Raw genomic sequence first — 20,133 nt, 5'->3', positions numbered from 1 at the left:
CGCGAAGGTGAAAACTCAGTCGGACACAAGCTTTTCTCTGCACTCCGGAAGCTGCGCAAAGGGCATTGGCATCACTCAGTGGAGGGGCATAAGCCAAGTGAGATGACTTTATTGATATGTATTGCACGGGCGTCGCATGCTTCAGATCTGGGACTTAAGGTGTCGGAGATCAGCCGCTTCCTGGGACTGACTCCGCCAACAGTAACCCAGCTGATTAACAGTCTTGAAGCCAAGCAGATGGTAGAACGGCAGGCTGATCCGTCTGACCGGAGGGTAGTGCGCATCAAGTTGACCGAACAGGGGAAAATTATTACCCGCAGGGCCAGGGACCATATGGACGCCACACTTAACAGGATGGTGGAGTATTTAGGTGAGGAAGAATCTAATCAACTGGCTGAACTGCTGCTGAAAGTCTATGCCTTTATGGAGGATAATCCTCCGCCTAATCTAGACCGGTTACAAATGAACGGAGATGAGAAGCATGATTAAATTAATGAAACAACTGAAGCCCTTCCGCTGGGCCATTGCGGCTGTACTGATTCTTGTATTTCTGCAGTCCATGGGGGATTTGTATCTTCCGACCCTGATGAGTGACATTATCGACAAGGGGATTGTGGACGGCGACCAGCCTTATATCTGGAGAATCGGCGGCTTCATGCTGCTGGTGGCGGCTGGCGGTGTGCTATGCTCTATTATTGCCAGCTATCTGTCAGCCAGAGTGGCGGCAGGCTTCGGGAAGAATACCCGTTCTCGGGTGTTCAATCATGTGGAGAATTTTACGCTCCATGAATTCGATAAGCTGGGTACGGCCTCATTGATTACACGTACCACTAATGATATTACACAGGTTCAGACCGTTCTGACTATGATGCTCCGCATGATGGTTGGTGCTCCGATGATGATGATCGGCGGGATTATTATGGCGGTGTCGGAGGACGCCAAGCTCTCGCTGATCTTTGTAGTGGTGATTCCGCTGCTGGTCGGAGCGATATTTTTCATCGGAATGAAGGGTCTGCCGCTGTTCAAGGCGATTCAGATCAAGCTGGACAAATTAAATCTGGTGCTGCGCGAGCATCTGACCGGTATCCGCGTCATCCGCTCCTTCAACCGGATTGAGCATGAGAACAGACGGTTCAGTGCGGCGAACCGCGACCTTACCGACACGGCGATTAAAGTCAACAAGGTGATGGCGGGACTCATGCCGCTGATGATGATCGTCATGAACTTCTCGATGATTGCCATTCTGTATTACGGCGGAATCCGCATTGGCGACGGGGATCTGAAGGTTGGCTCCCTGATGGCATTCATTCAGTATGCAATGCAGATTATGTTCTCGCTGATCATGGTGTCGATGATGTTCGTGCTGATTCCAAGAGCTTCTGCCTCAGCGCTGCGCATTAATGAAGTGCTGGATATGCAGCCAGAGATTAAGGACCCTACCTCTGCAGAACTGAAGACTACGGCTACAGCTACACAGGAGGACGGCCGTGACGGATTGCGCGGGTATGTGGAGTTCGACAATGTATCCTTCGCTTATCCGGGTGCAGAGCAGGCAGCCTTGTCGGGAATTACCTTCAGTGCGCGCCCCGGTGAGATTACCGCCATTATCGGCGGAACCGGGTCAGGCAAGTCCACGCTGCTGAACATGATTCCGAGATTCTATGATGCCATAGAAGGTACGGTAAGTGTGGACGGTGTGGATGTGCGCCAGATGACGCAGGAGGAATTGCGGAGCAAGATTGGTTATATTCCGCAAAAAGCCGTGCTGTTCACCGGTACCATCAACGAGAATATCCGTTACGGCAAAGAGGATGCTACCGAGGAGGAGATTCTTCATGCCGCCAAGGTGGCACAGGCCTATGACTTTGTCACAGCGATGAAGGAAGGCTTCGATTCAAGCATCTCCCAGGGGGGCGGTAACGTCTCCGGCGGCCAGAAGCAGCGTCTGTCGATAGCCCGTGCCCTCGTCCGCAAGCCTGAGGTATATCTGTTCGATGACAGCTTCTCCGCGCTCGACTTCAAGACCGATGCCAAGCTGCGTGCCGCGCTCAAGGAGGAGACTACGGAATCTACTGTCCTTATCGTCGCACAGCGGGTAAGCACGGTAATGGATGCAGACCGTATTATCGTACTGGATGAAGGTCAAATTGTCGGTATGGGCACGCACCGCGAGCTGCTGGACAACAATGAGGTGTACCGCGAGATCGTATCCTCGCAGCTGTCAGAGGAGGAAATAGCATGAGTGAGCAGAACAAAGCAATGAAGCCGCCCGCCCGCAGACACGGCGGATTCGGCCCCGGCCCGGGCGGACCCGGCATGGGTATGCCTCCCGAGAAGGCGAAGGATTTCAAGGGCACCCTGCGCCGCCTGATCCGGTATTTGCGCCCGCGCCAGGTACAGCTGATTATCGTATTCGTAATGGCGATTGCCAGTACCGTATTCAGTATTTTCAGCCCTAAGGTGATGGGTAAGGCAACGACCAAGCTTTTCGAAGGCGCTTATGGCAAGATGATGGGCGTGCCTGGGGCGGCGATTGATTTTGGCTATGTGAATGATATTCTGATCCTGCTGGCAGGCCTGTATCTGTTCAGCGCGCTGTTCAGTTATATCCAGCAGTATGTCATGGCCGGTGTGGCGCAGAAGGTCGTATACGACATGCGCGAGCAGATCAACAGCAAGCTGGAGCGGCTGCCGCTGAAATATTTCGATTCCCGGACCCACGGGGAGATTCTTAGCCGGGCGACCAATGATGTGGACAACATCAGTACCACCCTGCAGCAGAGCTTGACCCAGCTGATCACCTCCATTGTGACGATTGTCGGGGTTATTGTGATGATGCTGACGATCAGCCCGTGGCTGACCCTGATTACGATCGTTACGCTGCCGCTGAGCTTCGTAGTGATTATGCTGATCACCAAGCGCTCCCAGACCTATTTCGTCGGACAGCAGAAATCGCTGGGCCAGCTGAATGGTCATGTGGAGGAGATGTATACCGGGCACCGGATCATCAAGGCTTTTGGACGGGAGAAGAATTCCCTGAAGGACTTCAATGCCATCAATGAGGAGCTGTATAACTCCGGCTGGCGCTCACAGTTCATCTCCGGGATTATCATGCCGCTGATGATGTTCATCGGGAACCTGGGGTATGTACTGGTATGTGTGGTCGGCGGGATCTTCGTGACCAAAAAAGCGATCGATGTCGGTGACATCCAGGCATTCATCCAGTATTCGCGCCAGTTCACCATGCCGATTACGCAGACTGCCAATATTGCCAACATCATTCAGTCCACCATCGCTTCGGCTGAACGTGTATTTGAACTGCTGGATGAGGAAGAGGAAGTCCCTGAAGTGGCTGCTACACTGGCGAAACGTTCAGCAGCTGCAGAAGAGGGCTCTGTGGAATTCCGTCACGTGCAGTTCGGCTACAAGCCGGGTGAACTCCTGATTGAAGACATGAACATCGAGGTCAGTCCGGGACAGACCATTGCGATTGTAGGGCCAACCGGAGCCGGCAAAACCACGCTGATCAACCTGCTCATGCGCTTCTATGAGATCAGCGGCGGGGAGATTGTGATCGACGGTGTGAACATCACCGATATGAAGCGCAGCGAGCTGCGCAGCAAATTCGGTATGGTGCTTCAGGATACCTGGCTGTTCAACGGGACCATTCGCGATAATATCGCTTACGGCCGGGAAGGGGCTACGGAGGCTGATGTGGTGCGGGCAGCCAAGGCTGCGCATGCCGATCACTTCATCCGTACGCTGCCGCTCGGGTATGACACGATTCTGAATGAAGAGGCCTCGAACATCTCCCAGGGTCAAAAGCAGCTGCTTACCATCGCCCGGGCGATTCTGGCCGATCCGTCCATCCTCATTCTGGATGAAGCAACCAGCAGCGTAGATACGCGCACAGAGGTGCAGATCCAGAAGGCGATGAACACGCTGATGCACGGCAGAACCAGCTTCGTGATCGCTCACCGCCTGTCCACCATCAAGGATGCCGATCTGATCCTGGTGATGAACCAGGGTAGCGTCATTGAGAAGGGCACCCATGTGGAACTGCTGGAAGCGGGCGGCTTCTATGCCGATCTCTATAACAGCCAGTTCTCCGGTGATGACCTGCCGGACGCAGGCTGATCTCTGATCTGAATGGAATAGTTACCTGAATATAGCCGGCTGTAGGTCACAGCCAGGCATCACCTAGCGTTCATGCAGAGCGTCTTCGGACATTCTCTGTTATGAACGCTTTTTTTGCAACTCACACATCAACTCACCACTTAACTATGCCACTACTCGACTCCACCAACCTAGCCTTTCCTGCATTTTATACAGCATTCCTCGAATTATCAGCTTATCTGTGAGCGGAAGTTGCAATTCCTGCAACATTTCTGTCTGCGGATTCAAAAGCAGGTCTAAATCGAATTCTCCAGATAATACTAGAGAGAGTATCTACGATCACCCGTTATTAGCGGCATTGAGTCAGCTGTTTCCGGGCAGCAGCGGCAGTGATCACTCTAGTTTTTCAACATTTCAGAAAAAAGATTTGCTTAAAATTTTCGGGGTATATATGATAAGGATATCAAAATGACCCGCGGCTCATTTTTTTGGGCGGACGGATAGGAGAGAGGATGAAAGGTATGTCGGGCTACGGAAAATGGGTAGCAGGGAGCAAGACCAAATGGATCACTCTGCTGGTGTGGGTTGCACTGGTCGGGGTGCTTACGATGCTATGGCCATCAGTGAATTCACAGGTTGCTAACAATGCCTCCAATCTGCCGGAGGATTCACAATCGGTGCGGGCATCGGTCGTTGCTGAGAGAGAATTTCCGGCCGGAAGCGGAGTGCCGGCACTGCTCGTATGGCATCGTGACGGAGGAATCGCGGAGGAGGATCTCGTACATATAACAGCACTATACAGCAAGCTGGAGCAGCAGCCTCTTATGCATCAGAACTTCGTTCCGCCGCTGGGCAAGCTGCCGCCGCAGGCGCTGCAGGCGTCCTTGTCGGAGGACCGGAGCACGCTGGTCACCCCGGTGCTGTTTGACAAGACGGCGGACAGCGACCAGCTCGGAGAGTCGCTGAAGAGCCTGAAGGAGCTGGTCCGGACGGAGACGGGGACTGACCCGTCTGCCGCCAAGCCGGACAGCGGTGACTTGAGCCTGCGCGTATCCGGCCCGGTCGGAATCTCAGTAGATGCTACAGGGCTGTTCAAGAATGCCGATGTGTCGCTGCTGATTGCCACTGTCATTCTGGTGCTGGTCTTCCTGCTGCTGATCTACCGTTCGCCGATTCTGGCGCTGATTCCGCTGGTTGCTGTAGGCTTCGCTTATGGCGTAACCAGCCCGGTGCTTGGCCTGATGGCCAGGGAAGACTGGATTACGGTGGATTCGCAGGCAGTCTCGATAATGACGGTGCTGCTCTTCGGGGCAGGGACAGACTATTGCCTGTTCCTGATCTCGCGCTTCCGTCAGATGCTGAAGGTGGAGGAGAATAAGGGGCGCGCACTGCTGAGCGCCATTTCCCACTCCTCCGGGGCGATTGCGATGAGCGGCTTCACCGTGGTGCTGGCCCTCTTCGCTCTGCTACTGGCCAAATACGGCGCGTACCACCGGTTTGCAGTGCCGTTCAGCGTCTCGATTCTGATTATGGGGGTAGCCAGTCTGACCCTGGTTCCGGCCTTGCTGGCGATCTTCGGACGGACCTCCTTCTTCCCGTTCGTGCCGCGCACGCCGCAGATGGAAGCAGAGCGGGCCAAGGCCAAGGGCAGACCGGTGCCGCAGCCGCAGCCTGCCCGCCGTAAGGGAATCGGGTACCTGGTGGTATCCCGTCCGTGGGCCATTGTCGGAATTACCGTAGTACTTCTGGGAGTGCTGGCCTCATTCTCCAGCGGAATTAAGTTCACCTATGATATTCTGTCGTCATTCCCGAAGACTATGGAGTCGCGGGAAGGCTTCGACCTGATCGGCAAGCAATTCTCCCCCGGTGAGCTGGCACCCGCCAAACTGATGGTTGATACGGAAGGGTTATCCGGCGGAGAAGACCTGAAATCCGTGCTGAGCAGCCTGTCTTACGTGGATGTGGTCTCAGACCCGCAGCAGGGGGCCGTCAACCCGAAGATTAATGCCTATGATATTGAGTTCAAGGACAATCCGTATTCGATTGAGGCGATGGACCATATCCCGGCACTTCAGGCTACGGTTGAGTCGGCCCTGACGGAATCAGGGATTGAGAACGCGCAGGATAAGGTATGGATTAGCGGCCAGACCGCTACCCAGCACAATACCAAGGAGCTTGGGGAACGTGACACCGATCTGATCATCCCGGTTGTTATCGGCCTGATTACGGTGCTGCTGCTGGTCTATCTCAGATCTGTCGTAGCCACAGTATATCTGGTGGGGACAGTAATTCTATCGTTCTTCTCGGCACTGGGCCTGGGCTGGATCATCATTCATTATGTGCTCGGAGCAGATGCGATTCAAGGGTCCATTCCGCTATATTCCTTCGTCTTCCTGGTAGCGCTCGGGGAGGATTACAACATCTTCATGATCTCGAATATCTGGAAAAAGCGTAAGCATATGCCGCTGAAGCAGGCGATTGCAGAAGGTGTGAATGAGACCGGCTCGGTCATTACCTCCGCCGGACTTATCCTGGCCGGTACATTCGCCGTTCTGGCAAGTCTTCCGATTCAGGTACTGGTCCAGTTCGGCATCATCACTGCGATCGGTGTCCTGCTGGATACCTTCGTTGTCCGTCCCTTCCTGGTACCGGCTATCACTGTTCTCTTCGGCCGTCTGGCCTTCTGGCCCGGCAAGCATCAGGAGATTAGCGAAGCCTCTGCTTCGGATACACAGCGGTAAGAAGTAGTTAGTTCTACAATTTTCTGAAAAAACAACAAAGAAATCGCCCTTTCGGGAAAATGGAAGATCCATCAACCCTCCCGAAAGGAGCGATTTTTTGCTGTTGCCGGCGAATCTCTATTAAAGGGAGAAGCCCTTCTTTTGAGCGGAGCTATTCAGCCTGGACATTCGGAGTACGGCTGTGCACCAGCTCGTACTTGTCGAGCGAGGAGCTGACAATGGCTTCATTCCGGCCGGCACCGCGGTGCGAGTCCCGGAAGGCGGGGCTTGAGGTCCAGCCGTTCAGCGCTTCCTCATTCTCCCAGACGGTGCTGATCTTCAGCTCCTCCACGCCTTCCTTGGGAGCGCCGCGCCACACCTCCATGCGGATGAAGCCGGGGATGCTCTGCACCCCGTTATCTGCGCTGAACCGTGAGGCCAGCGCTTCACCATGCCCTTCCTTGATCTTAATCGTATTAGTAACTACCAGCATGCCAAGTCCTCCTTGTAGAGCTTTGCGTAATTTCCGCCTCCATTATTGCGGATTGGTGGTCCAGATGCCTGCCGTCTTCAGGAAGACACGGTCAGGCAGCTTAAGCGCAGCGAGCGTCAGCTCGGCAACGTCCTCCGGCTGCATCATCCGGTCCTCGTCCCCGATCTTAAGACCCGCGCCGGTAGCGAGGCCTGTATTCACTGTGCTTGGGGTCAGCGCCACGACACGGATATTATGCTTGCGTACCTCCATCGCCAGTGACTCCGTCATGCCCATAAGAGCAAACTTGGAAGCACAGTAGGCCGAGCCTGCGGCGAAGCCGCGTTCCCCTGCGGTGGAGGAGATGTTGATGATATTGCCGCTTGAACGCTCGATCATCGCAGGCAGTGCCGCACGTGTCACATAATAGGCCCCGAACAGGTTGATCTGCATATGCCGTTCCCAGTCTGCCGGGTCCATCTCCAGGAACGTGCCGAACTGGGCGATCCCGGCGTTGTTAATAAGCGCGTCGAATGGGCCGAGGTCCTTCTGCAGCGCTACTACCGCCCGCTCTGCTTCTTCACGTACTGCAATATCGGCTACGGCGATACTGACCTTGATGTCGTACACCTCGGTCAGCGCCGCCTTCAGCGCCTCCAGGTCCGCCGAGGTTCTGGAGATCAGCCCCAGGTTGGCGCCTTCCTTAGCCAGCGCCATAGCGAGCGCCTTGCCGATTCCCTTGCCTGCACCTGTAATGACAATACTGGTTCCTCTCAAATCCATAACCTGTCGTCACGCTCCTTATATATAGAATGATGGGTAATTCTAGAAGATACTGTCTATTATACCTGAGCGGCCGGGCACAATCACGCCGGAGCCGCAGCTCCGGCAGTGCAGGCCGCCAGTCCCCCGGTACCACTTGTGCCGCTAATGTCCACCAGCGCCCGGTCATCCCGCTTTAGCCTTCCGGCGTGATCGTCTTAAGCGGCACGGTCGCCGGACCTTCAAGCACATCGCCTTCGTAGGAGAAGCGGGAGCCGTGACACGGGCAATCCCAGGAGCGCTCGGCGTCATTCCACTCGCATTCACAGCCCAGGTGAGTGCAGGTTCTGTCAACGAGATGCAATTGGCCCTCAGGGTCGCGGTAGGCACCTACGCGTTTGCCGTCATGGAAGACGACTGCACCCTGATCCGGCTCCAGATCCTTCGTCTTGGTGTGTACAATCTCCACTTTGCCGGCCACCAGCTCCTTGGCGACCGAGAAGTTCTGCACGATGAAGTTCTTGATCGCGGGCACCGCCTTGAAGCGTGAGGGATCATATAACCCGGTGTACGGGTTGCTGCTTCCCAGAATGCCGTCTGCGATCAGGCGGGCAGCCACGGTTCCGTTCGTCATGCCCCATTTTCCGAAGCCGGTAGCGATATAGATCTCCTCGTCCTCAGCGCGCTTGCCGATATAGGGCACCCGGTCCAGCGTGATCAGGTCCTGGGTGGACCAGCGGAACGGAATACTGCGGATGCCCAGCAGCTCCCCGGCGAACCGCTCCAGATTCTCATAATGGCCGAACGTACAAATGCCTTGACCCGTCTTGTGGTTCTCCCCGCCGGCGATGACCAGCTTCCGGTCTCCCCATTCCACTGCCCGCAGCGAACGGGCCGGTTCACCGGCACTCAGATACATGCCGCCCTCATAATCCGTCTCCGGCTCGAACGCCAGACAGTAGGAGCGTTCGGCATGCAGCCGTGAGAAGTAAAGGGAGCCGCCGTCATAGAAGGGGAAGTGGGAAGCCGACACGGCATGGCGGCAGCGGATCTGGAGCTTCTCTCCCTCGGTATGCAGGGTTATCTGTCCGTCCGTATCGACCTTCTCTCCGATCATCGTATGCTCAAATACGGCGCCGCCCCTGTCCAGAACCGCCTGCAGCAGCCCCTTCAGGTATTCCAGCGGGTGGAAACGGGCCTGATCCGGCATCCGGATGGCCCCGCCCGCGCCCAGCGGCAGGGGGACCTGATCCAGCCACTCTCCGGGCAGTGCCAGCTTGCCGTAAGCCTCGAATTCCTTATTCAGCGCCTTCAGCGTCTTCTCGTCACCTTGATCCGCATACAGGTAGGCCGCCTCCCGCTTCATCCCGCAGGACAGGTCCAGTTCCTCCGCTGTGGCAATCATCCATTCCATGGCCTCGCTGTTCGACTGATAATACATCCGGGCCTGCTCCACGCCGAAATGCTTCAGCAGATCATGATAGATCATACCGTGCTGGGCGGAGATTTTGGCGCTGGTATAGCCGGTGGCCCCGCCGAGAATCTGTCCGGCTTCTAGCAGTGTGACCTTATATCCGGCCTTGGACAGCAGATAAGCGGTAGTAATCCCGGTAATTCCTGCCCCTACAATAGCTACGTCTGTGACATGATCTTCCGCAAGCACCGGAAAAGACGGCAGACCTGTACTGTCTAGCCATAACGATTCCGGAAATTGCGGAAGACCTTGCGGACGGGATTCCTGTGTGCTCATAGTCTAGTCCCTCCTAAGTGATGATCCATTTCATTTATTACCACTCTTCCGTGAAAAGAAACGCCCCGCTCCCCCGGCAGGTGCATGAAAACCGCCAGAAAGTGCCAACCTAAGAAGAAATTCACGGAGCAGCGGGCGGAGAGGGGCAGAGACCTATGTCGGAACAACAGCATACACAAGCGGTCCTGCTCGAATGGATCAGAAGCCAGCTAAGCGGGTTCGGCGACCTTGAAGACAAGATCTTGACGATTCCGGCGGGACAGGTCAGCCTGCTCTATATCAAAAGTGTGACTGACGGACAGGCCATCAGCCGCAATATTATTGCTCCGTTCTACGAGATGGGCCATCCCGCAGCCTACTACAGCTATGTGGCCGATTACCCCGGCAGTGAAGAGGTGACAGACGGGCAGCGTGCTCTGGATCTTCTGCTCAGCGGCTATGCCTGTATTGGGCGGGAGGGCAAGCTCTGTTGCTTCGATGTCCTCCGGGCGGAGGCCAGCAGTATCAAGGAGACGATTACGGAGAGTATCAGCCAAGGTCCCTCCGATGCGCTGGGGGAGAGTCTGGCGGTGAACCTCAATCTGGTTCGGCGGCGGTATCTGTCCTCTGCGCTCAAGATGGAATTTACCGTTATCGGCAATGTGTCCAAGACTAAGGTGGCAATTCTCTATGACGAGAGCCGGGTGAATCACCAGGTGCTGGCGGAGTTAAAAGAGAAGCTGGACTCGCTGAAGCTCGACATTCTGCAGGCTGCCGGTGAACTGGAGAAATATATCAGCAGCGACAAGCTGCGCATTTTTCCCAAGACCATAGTAACTGAGCGCCCCGACCGGGTGGTATTCAATTTGGCAGAGGGCAAGGTGGCGGTCTTGCTGGATACGACCGGGTATGCGATTGTGCTTCCGTCCATATTCAATGATTTCTTCACCGCCATGGATGACAAAATCCATCTGCCCTTCGTCGGCCGCTTCCTGAAGCTGCTGCGCATTCTGGGCGTGGCCATGACGTTATGGCTGCCGGCCTTGTACATTGCCTTCACCTCATACAATCCGGAGATTGTGCGGGTGCAGATCGCCCTGCTGATCGGGGGAAGCCGTGCTACGGTGCCTTACCCTTCTTTTGTCGAGGTGATTCTGATGATGATTATGATGGAGTTCCTGACGGAGGCCAGCTTGCGTCTGCCCAGAGCCATCGGTCCTACAGCGACCACGGTCGGCGGTCTGATCCTGGGGCAGGCTGCTACAGCGGCAGGGCTGATCGGCAACATTATGATTATTCTCGTCTCCGTAGTGGCGATATCCAATTTCCTGGTTCCGCTGAATATGATGAGCTTCTCCATCCGTGTGCTGAAGTATTTCTTTGTCATTGCCGCAGCTGTGCTCGGGCTTGTCGGTGTCGTGATCTGTCTGGTGGGCTTCACGCTGTACTTATGCAGCCAGCGCAGCTTCGGCCAGCCGTATTTCAAGATGTTCGCCCTTGATTCGCTGGGAGCGTCACTGAAGAAGAAAAGCGGGGGCTCCTGATGGCAAACAGCCGCTATTTCTACTGTCTGTTTCTCATGAATTCCTTGATCAATATCATTAACTTCGCCCCGCGGGAGCTGCTGGATGCCCGCTTCGACGGTGCGCAGTCCTCCATTCTGGTTGCGGTGGGCACGGGCACGCTGTTCATCTATCTTTTCACCAGTGTCATTTGTAAATTCCCGGGAAAGGGACTGCCGGAGATCTTCGGTTCAGTGATGCCCAGGCTGCTGGCCTCTCCGCTAATTGTCGTATATGCGGTTCTCTGGTATCTGGCCGGGGCGCTGATTCTTTTGTCCTTTGTGGACATTACCCTCCGGTTCATCAGCCCGGACACCGGCCCGATGGCAGTCTTGCTCGGGTTCCTGATATTGACCTGTCTGTGTGCCAGAATAGACTCGCTGTCCCTGCTCTATGGACTGGAAATTACACTGGCCATCACGCTCCCCTTAATTCTATACACGACAGTCAAGGCGGTGGTGAACCCGGACTTTAGCTGGGACGCCGTACTGCAGATCATGACACATGCCCTGCATCCTCCCGACTGGAACAGCCTCGCGGCAGCGACCTTTACATTCAGCGGCTACATTAATATGGCTGTCTTCAACCGGGTATTTCATGGCTTGAAGCTGAAGCATATCTGGATTCTGAGTCTGGAGGGGCTGCTCGTGCTGGCCATCACGTTTTATGTGCCCATCGGATATCACGGAACCGTCGGTGTCGAGCGGCATGTGTACACCTGGTTCACCACAGCGGACAGCATCCGGATTGAGTCGTTTTTGATTGAGCGTATGCTCTATCTCTTTTATTTTGCTTACAGCACGCTGGCGCTGGTCAGTGCCATTATCCAGTGGCATGTCGGCAAAGAGCTGCTCCTCAGCCAGCTCCCCTCCGCCCCCGGCAGACCTAAGACCAGACAGTGGCAGGAGATCGTCATTCTGGCGGTTTTTGCAGCGGGCACCCTGCTCCTGATGCGCATAGATCAGTACGATCTTAATATGCTAGGGGTATTCCTGCTGCATATCCGCTGGTACGGGGAGCTGCTGCTGATCCTGCTGTTATTCGGGTGCTACTGGATGGTAAGGAGGCGAAGAGCGTGAGAGCGGGAGTAATCGGGACTCTGCTGGTGATGCTGCTGTCTGCAACCATGACCCTGGCCCTTACAGGCTGCAATTTCAAGGATATTGACCGGAGAATATTTGTGGTTGCTATTGGCATTGATCCCGGCCGGAAGGAAGGAACGTTCAAGGTTAGTCTGAAGCTGGCGATTCCGCAAGGGGATGTCACGAAGATTGACGAGAAGATGCAGATCCTGACCGAAGAATCGGATAGTATCTCTGAAGCACTGCGCAGAATGAAGTCCAAGGTGGAGAAGGAGCTCGACTATGTGCACTGCAAATCGGTGATTCTGGGGGAAGGGCTTGCCGCGGATGATATCCGGCATGTAACGGACTGGGCAGTCCGGCGCAGAGACATCCAGCTGATTCTTAATTTCGCCGTGGGCAGGCCGGGGGCGCTGGAGGTGCTTCAGGTTAAGCCGCCGTCAGAGCGCATTCCGTCCAACTCGCTGATTCTGGCAATGAGCGGGCAAGGCACCGAGTCGCCCTTCATCTCCAGTGTGTATTCCTACCAGCTTATGCGGAGTATTTATGAGAATGGGATAGACCCCATATTGCCGGTTATTGAAGCGCAGAAGAAGGACCAGTTCCTGATTGACAAGATCACTCTACTGGATAAAAGAAAAATCAAGCTGGTCCTCTCCCCGGACGAGACCCGGTTGTTCAACCTGCTGTCCCGCTCCAATCTGCGGACGAACTTCCCCGCCCATATAGGCGGCGGTATGTATCAGTACTATACGGAGAGCTCCTCTTCAAGCTACCAGATTGTCACTCCCGCAGATGAAGATCCCTATCTCCGCTATACCATTAAAATCCGGGCGATCCTGGAGGAGAACAGCACGGCGGAGATCGTCACCCACCATATGCTGAAGGAGATTGGGGAGGCCGGTGCAGCGGAACTGGAACATGCCGTAACCGCACTGCTGGTCAAAATACAAGGCAGCGGCATGGACCCGCTGGGCTGGGGGCTGCATTATGGCGCGCGGCACTGGAATAATGATACGGAGATGGCTGACTGGGAGCGTCTGTATCCCCGGCTGCAATTTCAGGTCAAGGCCAAGGTGGACATTAAATACTCTGGAATGATCAAATAGAGCCGCGGCGGATTGACGCTTCCGGCATCAGGACTTATACTTGATCTAAAAACAAATTAGAGGATGATAAAGATGAGAACCCTGAACCTGACCTCTCAGCGTCAAGCCGTGTATGATATCGTCCGCAATTCCCATGATCACCCTACCGCTGCGGAAGTCATGAACCGGCTGGTTGAGCAGGGGCATAACCTCGCTTATGGAACGGTCTACAATTCCCTGCGCTACCTTACAGATAAGCAGATGATCCGCGAGCTGAAGCTGGGCGAGGCGGCCAGCCGGTATGATGCGCGCCTGGACGACCACCAGCATATTGTCTGTGAAATCTGCGGTGCCGTGGATGAAGTGATGAGCCAGGTCCCGCAGGAGTGGAGCGACTTGGTTGCAGCAGATACAGGCTATTCGATCACTCATACGCATGTGGTATTCGGAGGCATCTGCCCGGCCTGCCAGAGCAGAAATTCACGCCAGAACTAGGACGTTTGTATGAGGTGTGCCGGCTCGCTTAGTAACGGAATATAACAAAAGACCGTTTTCATGGAAACGGTCTTTTTGCTGTGCTCCTATAAAAATTATCAATAAATATAGGGAAATTATCATTAATTGCCGGAAAAAAGAGGGTTTCGGGGGCTGATATTTAATTATATATAAAGCCTGCCGCTATGATCCTTCTTAAGACCCAGGAAGAATGAAAGAGAGAGTGAGTCCATCATATGAATAAAAAGGTGCGTCTGAACATCCGTACGAAGCTGATTACTACCTATCTGCTTGTCCTGCTGGTACCGAGCATCATTATAGGCTGGTTAACCTATCAATCGGCCAGCAGCAACATGGGGGAGCAGCTTACCAATAATGCCCAGGAAAGTGTAGTTGCAGTGAACCAGATCATAAGTTCCAATATTCAGTCGAAAATAGATGATATTCTCTATTTCGCCGGACAGCTTCCGGCAGATTCCATTAATAACGAGGCGGCCGGACTGGCGGCGCCTGCACTGGAGAACAGATTGCGGGAGTATGCCGCACTGCATCCCGATGTGCTTGATATTTATGCCGGAACCAGCAAAGGCAAGAGCATCCGAGCGGCAGAGCTGGAGCTGCCGGAAGGCTATGATCCGCGCAAGGAGAATACATATATCAATGCGCTTAAGCAGGGCAGCGGCACTGTGATCTCACCGGTATTTCAGACGGTGAACGGGGAGAGCGCCATTGCGGTATCGGCGGTGCTCGCAGACGGGGACGGCGTAGTCAGTCTTGATCTGAATCTGTCCTCCCTTGCCGGTATGACGGATATCAAGGTCGGTCAGGAGGGCTATATTCTGATTATCGACAGCAGCAAGAAATTCCTGGTTCATCCCACAGAAGCGATTGGCGCGGAATCCTCGCTTGAGTTCGTGAAGCAGATGTTCGGGAGTGAGAGCGGAAGCTTCGATTATGTATATAAGGATGCACCCAAGAAGATGACCTTCATGGTGAATGAGCTGACGGGCTGGCGAATCGGAGGCACCATCAGCTTGAATGAGATTACGCAGGCAACCAGCGGCATCCGTGAGACGGTCTGGCTGGTCATCTCTGTATCCGTGCTGCTGGCGCTGGTGCTGATCTATTTCAACATTGCGTCGATTCTGAAGCCGCTGATCCGCCTGCGCAAGGCAACCGAGCGGATTGCCCGCGGCGACCTGTCTGAGGATATCGGGGAATTCCGGGGGGATGAGATCGGCCTGCTGGCCGGGAATTTCCGCCTGATGGTGGAGAATCTGCGGCAGATGATTATCGGGGTGCAGACGATGACGGATAATGTCTCTTTCTCCGCTGAGCAGCTGAGCGCGGGGGCAGAGCAGACGACCAAAGCTATAGAGCATGTGACAGTGGCCATCCAGGAGGTGGCAGCCGGTACACAGCAGCAGGTGGGCAGTGTACATAAAGGAATGGCAAGCACGGCTGCTACCACAACCGAGGTAGCCCATATCTCGGAGTTCATGAAGCAGGTATCGGTAATGATGGACAAGACCTCGCTGTCGGCTTCGGAGGGCAATGATTCGGTCATCAGCGTAGTCGACAAAATCAACGGCATTCATGAGACCGTGGAGGAGATGGGCAAGGTCATCGATCAGCTGAGTGAGCGGGTCGGGCAGATCCAGGGGATTACCGGCGTGATCTCGGGAATCTCGCGGCAGACGAACCTGCTGGCGCTGAATGCGTCCATAGAAGCGGCCAGAGCCGGTGAACAGGGTCGCGGGTTCGCTGTGGTAGCCTCGGAGGTCCGCAAGCTTGCGGAAGAATCCGGAAAGTCAGCAAGCCTGATCTCCGAGCAGGTTGCCTCTATCCATTCAGAGATGCTCCGGGCTACGGCAAGCATGGAGGATGCGAAGACTAAGGTGATGGACGGCATTATGGCTGTGGATACAACGGGACGTTCGTTCTCGCGTATCCGCAGGGCGATTAAGGGGGCCGCGGAGACTATAGGCGGAATGAACGAGGGCGTTCAGACCCTGACTGCAGAAGCAGATAGTCTGGATCAGGCTATTAGCGAGATCCGCGGCATTACCGAGGCTGCGGCAGGCAGTACCGAGACGATCTCGGCAGCAGCCCAGCAGCAGCTTGCCTCGGTGGAAGAGATCGCCTCTTCCTCAGCCGACCTGAGCCGGCAAGCCGATGAATTGCAGCAGCTGGTCGGACGCTTCAAGCTATACCCGGGAAACCAGGCTCCTGCCGCGCCGGAAGCGGTCAAGCCGGGGGAGAACCTCCCTGAGGATCAGCAGAATTCATGAGGCCGAATATGCGGTCTGGTCTTTTCTTTTACCTCACTTTGCAAGTATACTGGTAAGCAACAATACGGGGTGATGAAGGGGAGAAGCGTTCATGGCAGAGCAATTAAAGGGCATTACCGTAGCCCTGGCCGGTCCGCGTAAAGCGGAAGACATGGCCAAGCTGGTAGAGAATATGGGAGGAACCGCGCTGCACCGTCCCGCTCAAGGGACAACCTTTCTGGATGATGCCGCCCTGCGTGAGGGGCTGATTGCCTGGACAGAGCAGCCGCCGGATCTGGCTATTCTGACTACCGGTATGGGGCTGGACGCATTGTTCGAGACGGCTGCGAAGCTGGCGCTTGCGGACCGCTTCCTGGAGGTTCTCTCTGGCTCACCTGTTGCTGCCCGTGGTTATAAGACAGTGAATGCCCTGAAGAAACGGGGACTTGAGCCGGTCGTGCGTGACGATGACGGCAGCTCTGCCGGACTGATTCGCGGCCTGCAGGACTATGATCTGCAGGGCAAGCGGGTCATGCTTCAGCTGCATGGGGAGACTGCCCCGCAGCTGACCGGTTGGCTGGAGCAGGCGGGCGCAGCTGTAAGCTGTGTGCAGCCTTACCGGTATACTCAGCCGGAGCCTGGAGCGCTGGAGCTGCTGCTCACAGAGATCACCGAAGGACAGGTGGATGCAGTGGCGTTCACAAGTGCGCCGCAATTCCGCTTCCTGGCACAGCATGCGCGGGAGCAGGGGCAGCTTGCGGCGTTGGTGCAGGCTTTTGAAGAGAGGGTGCTGGCGGTATCTGTCGGCCGTATGACCTCGGAGGCTCTGAAGGAAGAAGGCTTGAAGCGGATTGTCATGCCGGAGCACGAGCGGATGGGCAGCATGTTCGTTACCCTGGGCCGCTATATTGCGGCTAACCGGTAGCAGCAGGCCGTTCAATTATAGTTACTGCTACAAATACAGAGAGATATGGAGGAGGAGACCTATGGACAAGAGAAAATGCCTGTTGTTAGGCGATTACACACACCCCCGGTTTCACCCGTTGCAAGGTGTGGACAAGCAGGTCAGTGAAATTCTGCATGAGCTTCTGACGGTACAATGCTCAGAGAACAAGAAGCTGATGCTAAGCGAGCATTTGTCCGGATATGATCTGTGCATTGCATATAATGAATTGTGGAATGAAACGGTATCTCCGCAGCAAACGGCAGGTCTGCTGAGCTATGTCAGCGGAGGAGGCGGTCTGATTGTCCTGCACACCGGGGTATCCCTGGCGAAGCGTTATGAGCTGGCCCAGCTGATCGGTGCCAGATTCACCGGCCATCCGGCCTATACTCCGCTTCAGTTCAAGGTGCAGGAGCATGATATTACCGAAGGCATCGAAGACTTCCAGCTCGATGAAGAGCCGTACCGGTTCGAGTTCGATCCGTTCACCGAGAAGCAGGTTCTGCTCGAATACGAAGCGGACGGGGAGATGCTGCCTGCGGCCTGGTGCCACAGCTATGGCCTGGGACGGGTGGTCTATCTGATGCCCGGCCATCATGAGCCGTCGTTCCGGCATCCGGCTGTTCGTCAGCTGATTCTGCGGGCAGCCACCTGGGCGGCGCGTATCCCCAGATAATCAGCAAATAATCGGCAAATAATCGGCAAATAATCGGCCATATCGAAGCTTAGCCCCACTTTTGTGGGGTTGTTTTGTGAAATGGCGGGCGAAGGGGTATACTTTATCCATAACTGCAATCTTTGGGAGGGAAGTACCATGAGTGATCTGTTGAAGAAAGCTATCTCATTAGGCGTAGGCCTCACCATTGTCAGCAAGGAGAAGGTTGAGAAGGTCGTTGACGATCTGGTGAAGCGGGGCGAGCTGGCCCCGTCGGAATCCAAGGCGCTGGTCGAACGGCTGGTAGAGCGCGGAGATGAAGAACGGGGTGTGTTCAAGTCTGCCGTGCAGGAGCAGGTTCAGCGGGTGCTGAAGGAGCTTAAGGTACCTGTGCAGGAGGATATCACCAGGCTGGAGTCGCGCATTGCCCAGCTTGAGGGCCGTGTTGCCGAGCTTGAGGGCAAGTCACCCCAGGAGACCACCGTGCCGGAACAGCGTACGGAATAAATGGCTGTCCGCATAAGGCATGCCGGACGTTACCGGGCAATCGCCATGGCGCTTATGCGTCATGGCTTCGGCTATATGGTGGAGGAACTGGGCCTCTACCATCTTCTGTCACTTCCCCGCAGGATCATCACACAGGAGGTTCATGAAAGTGTGACCCTCGGTGAACGGGTCCGCAGGGTGCTGGAGGAGCTGGGGCCAACCTTCGTCAAATTGGGCCAGCTTGCCAGCACGCGCTCCGATCTGCTGCCTGATGCGATTATTCAGGAGCTGGTCAAGCTGCAGGACCATGTGCCGCCGTTCTCAGCCGAGACAGCCCGCAATATTCTGGAGCAGGAGCTGGACCAGAATATCGATGCGGTCTTCCAATACTTTGAGAATAATCCGCTTGCTGCCGCCTCCATCGGTCAGGTGCACCGGGCTGTGCTGCATGGCGGGCAGAGTGTAGCGGTCAAAATACAACGTCCGGGCGTCATGCGGACGATGAGCAGGGATCTTGAGATTCTATCGGATCTGAGCCTGCTCGCCGAGCGCAAGATGGACTGGGCCAGGCAATACGGATTAGCCCGGATGGTTGAGGAATTCTCCCGGGCGCTGCTGGCGGAGCTGGATTATGCCCAGGAAGGGCGCAATGCCGAGCGCATAGCCGGGCAGCTGTCTGCTCAAGATAACGTATATATACCGGCCATCTATTGGGACTTCAGCTCCACCAGGATTCTGACCATGGAATACATGGAAGGAATTACGCTGAACCGCAAGGACGAACTGCTGGGCTCGGGCGTGAAGCTTAAGACAATCGCCCAGCAGTTTGTGGAGATGATGCTGAACCAGATTTTTATTCATGGCTTCTTTCATGCCGACCCGCATCCCGGGAATGTCATGGTGCTGGAGGACGGGAAGCTGGCCCTGATTGATTTCGGGATGGTCGGACGGCTTAGCGAGGAGATGAAGGATGGCCTGTCCGCGCTGGTGATCGCACTCATGCGCAAGAATACGGACTCGATGGTACGGGCCATCCTGCGCCTGGGAGTGATCCCGGAGGAGGCCGACCGGATGGCGTTGCACGAGGATATGGACCGGCTGCGCGAGCAGTATTATGATATCCCGTTCAAGCAGGTCAGCATCGGCAAGGCGCTGAATGATCTGTTCAGCATTGCCCGCAAGCACCGGCTGGTCATTCCGCCGGATCTGGCGCTGCTGGGCAAGACGATGCTGACCCTGGAGGGCATGGTCGCCAGCCTGGACCCGGCCTTCAGCATTATGCAGATGGCCGAGCCGTTCGGCAGGCGGCTGATCAAGCAGCGCTTCAGCGGAAGCCGCCTGCAGCGCAAGCTGCTGGGCGGGGTAGCTGATCTTGCCGAGAGTCTGGTTGAGCTTCCCGCTCAGGCCCGGCAGCTCTCCTCGCTGATCAGCAAGGGGAAGCTGAAGGTGGAGATCGGGGTCCCCGAGCTGCAGGACCTGGAGCATAAGTTCAGCCGGATCGGCAACCGCCTCTCCTTCAGTATCGTGCTGCTGGCCTTCAGCATCATCATGGCCGGACTGATTGTTGCCTCCTCCCTGCGCGGCGAGCCGTCGCTGCTCTGGGACTTCCCGATTGTGGAGATCGGCTCGGTCATCGCGCTGCTGATGATTCTGTGGCTGCTATTCTCCATCTTCAAATCGGGCAGATTCTAGCCGGAAGAGACGGATAAATAATTATTCTTCGCCGAATGCATACAAAGGTTGCAAAATCAAG

At 55.5% G+C, this 20,133-nt stretch carries 16 protein-coding genes; 13 read left to right on the top strand and 3 right to left on the bottom strand.

Features of this window, described 5'->3' with window-relative positions:
• Window positions 1-102: 102 nt before the first annotated feature.
• From MKY86_RS29555 to MKY86_RS29540, 4 genes are all read left to right on the top strand, one after another.
• Window positions 103-489, top strand: coding sequence for a MarR family transcriptional regulator (locus MKY86_RS29555; RefSeq protein WP_083685386.1), 387 nt, complete (start codon window positions 103-105; stop codon window positions 487-489).
• Window positions 482-2,242, top strand: a complete 1,761-nt coding sequence (locus MKY86_RS29550) for an ABC transporter ATP-binding protein (protein ID WP_076080934.1) — start codon at window positions 482-484, stop codon at window positions 2,240-2,242. The genes MKY86_RS29555 and MKY86_RS29550 overlap by 8 nt, the downstream gene beginning before the upstream one ends.
• Window positions 2,239-4,137 carry an ABC transporter ATP-binding protein gene (locus tag MKY86_RS29545; RefSeq protein WP_076080932.1) on the top strand — a complete coding sequence of 633 codons (1,899 nt, stop codon included), beginning with the start codon at window positions 2,239-2,241 and terminating at the stop codon, window positions 4,135-4,137. The genes MKY86_RS29550 and MKY86_RS29545 overlap by 4 nt, the downstream gene beginning before the upstream one ends.
• 491 nt (window positions 4,138-4,628) lie before the next feature.
• The gene (locus MKY86_RS29540; RefSeq protein ID WP_076080930.1) at window positions 4,629-6,857 is read left to right on the top strand and encodes an MMPL family transporter; all 2,229 of its coding nucleotides are present in this window, start codon (window positions 4,629-4,631) and stop codon (window positions 6,855-6,857) included.
• Window positions 6,858-7,008: 151 nt separating this feature from the next.
• Here MKY86_RS29540 and MKY86_RS29535 read toward each other — a convergent pair whose 3' ends face one another.
• The 3 genes from MKY86_RS29535 to MKY86_RS29525 form a co-directional block, all read right to left on the bottom strand.
• The gene (locus MKY86_RS29535) at window positions 7,009-7,329 is read right to left on the bottom strand and encodes an antibiotic biosynthesis monooxygenase (protein WP_076080928.1); all 321 of its coding nucleotides are present in this window, start codon (window positions 7,327-7,329) and stop codon (window positions 7,009-7,011) included.
• Window positions 7,330-7,371: 42 nt separating this feature from the next.
• Window positions 7,372-8,091 (bottom strand): 3-ketoacyl-ACP reductase, encoded by a 720-nt coding sequence (locus MKY86_RS29530; protein ID WP_076080926.1) that lies wholly within the window; start codon window positions 8,089-8,091, stop codon window positions 7,372-7,374.
• Window positions 8,092-8,266: 175 nt separating this feature from the next.
• Entirely contained in the window at window positions 8,267-9,820 is a 1,554-nt protein-coding gene (locus MKY86_RS29525) for an FAD-dependent oxidoreductase (RefSeq protein ID WP_076080924.1), read from the bottom strand.
• A gap of 155 nt (window positions 9,821-9,975) precedes the next feature.
• Between MKY86_RS29525 and MKY86_RS29520 the strand changes: the two genes are divergently transcribed.
• The 9 genes from MKY86_RS29520 to MKY86_RS29480 all read left to right on the top strand — a co-directional run bounded on the left by MKY86_RS29520 (window position 9,976) and on the right by MKY86_RS29480 (window position 20,072).
• Entirely contained in the window at window positions 9,976-11,343 is a 1,368-nt protein-coding gene (locus MKY86_RS29520; protein WP_076080921.1) for a spore germination protein, read from the top strand.
• Window positions 11,343-12,440, top strand: a complete 1,098-nt coding sequence (locus MKY86_RS29515; RefSeq protein WP_076080919.1) for a GerAB/ArcD/ProY family transporter — start codon at window positions 11,343-11,345, stop codon at window positions 12,438-12,440. Before MKY86_RS29520 ends, MKY86_RS29515 begins: the two co-directional genes overlap by 1 nt.
• Window positions 12,437-13,552: a Ger(x)C family spore germination protein gene (locus MKY86_RS29510; RefSeq protein ID WP_083685384.1), complete on the top strand. Its 1,116-nt coding sequence runs from the start codon at window positions 12,437-12,439 to the stop codon at window positions 13,550-13,552. The genes MKY86_RS29515 and MKY86_RS29510 overlap by 4 nt, the downstream gene beginning before the upstream one ends.
• Window positions 13,553-13,624: 72 nt before the next feature.
• Complete coding sequence (locus MKY86_RS29505; protein WP_076080917.1) at window positions 13,625-14,026, top strand: Fur family transcriptional regulator; 402 nt, start codon at window positions 13,625-13,627, stop codon at window positions 14,024-14,026.
• Window positions 14,027-14,262: 236 nt separating this feature from the next.
• Window positions 14,263-16,317 (top strand): methyl-accepting chemotaxis protein, encoded by a 2,055-nt coding sequence (locus MKY86_RS29500; protein WP_076080915.1) that lies wholly within the window; start codon window positions 14,263-14,265, stop codon window positions 16,315-16,317.
• 91 nt (window positions 16,318-16,408) lie between these two features.
• Window positions 16,409-17,221, top strand: coding sequence for a uroporphyrinogen-III synthase (locus MKY86_RS29495; protein WP_076080913.1), 813 nt, complete (start codon window positions 16,409-16,411; stop codon window positions 17,219-17,221).
• Between the two features lie 61 nt (window positions 17,222-17,282).
• On the top strand, window positions 17,283-17,915 hold the full coding sequence (locus MKY86_RS29490) for a ThuA domain-containing protein (RefSeq protein ID WP_076080911.1): 633 nt from the start codon (window positions 17,283-17,285) through the stop codon (window positions 17,913-17,915).
• A 138-nt stretch (window positions 17,916-18,053) separates the two neighbouring features.
• Window positions 18,054-18,401: a phasin family protein gene (locus MKY86_RS29485; protein WP_076080909.1), complete on the top strand. Its 348-nt coding sequence runs from the start codon at window positions 18,054-18,056 to the stop codon at window positions 18,399-18,401.
• Window positions 18,402-20,072 (top strand): ABC1 kinase family protein, encoded by a 1,671-nt coding sequence (locus MKY86_RS29480; protein WP_076080907.1) that lies wholly within the window; start codon window positions 18,402-18,404, stop codon window positions 20,070-20,072.
• Window positions 20,073-20,133: the final 61 nt, after the last annotated feature.

The organism is Paenibacillus sp. FSL R7-0333 (assembly GCF_038000365.1).
Classification (GTDB): domain Bacteria; phylum Bacillota; class Bacilli; order Paenibacillales; family Paenibacillaceae; genus Paenibacillus_AQ; species Paenibacillus_AQ silagei.
This window is presented reverse-complemented; position numbering and strand designations above follow the sequence as displayed.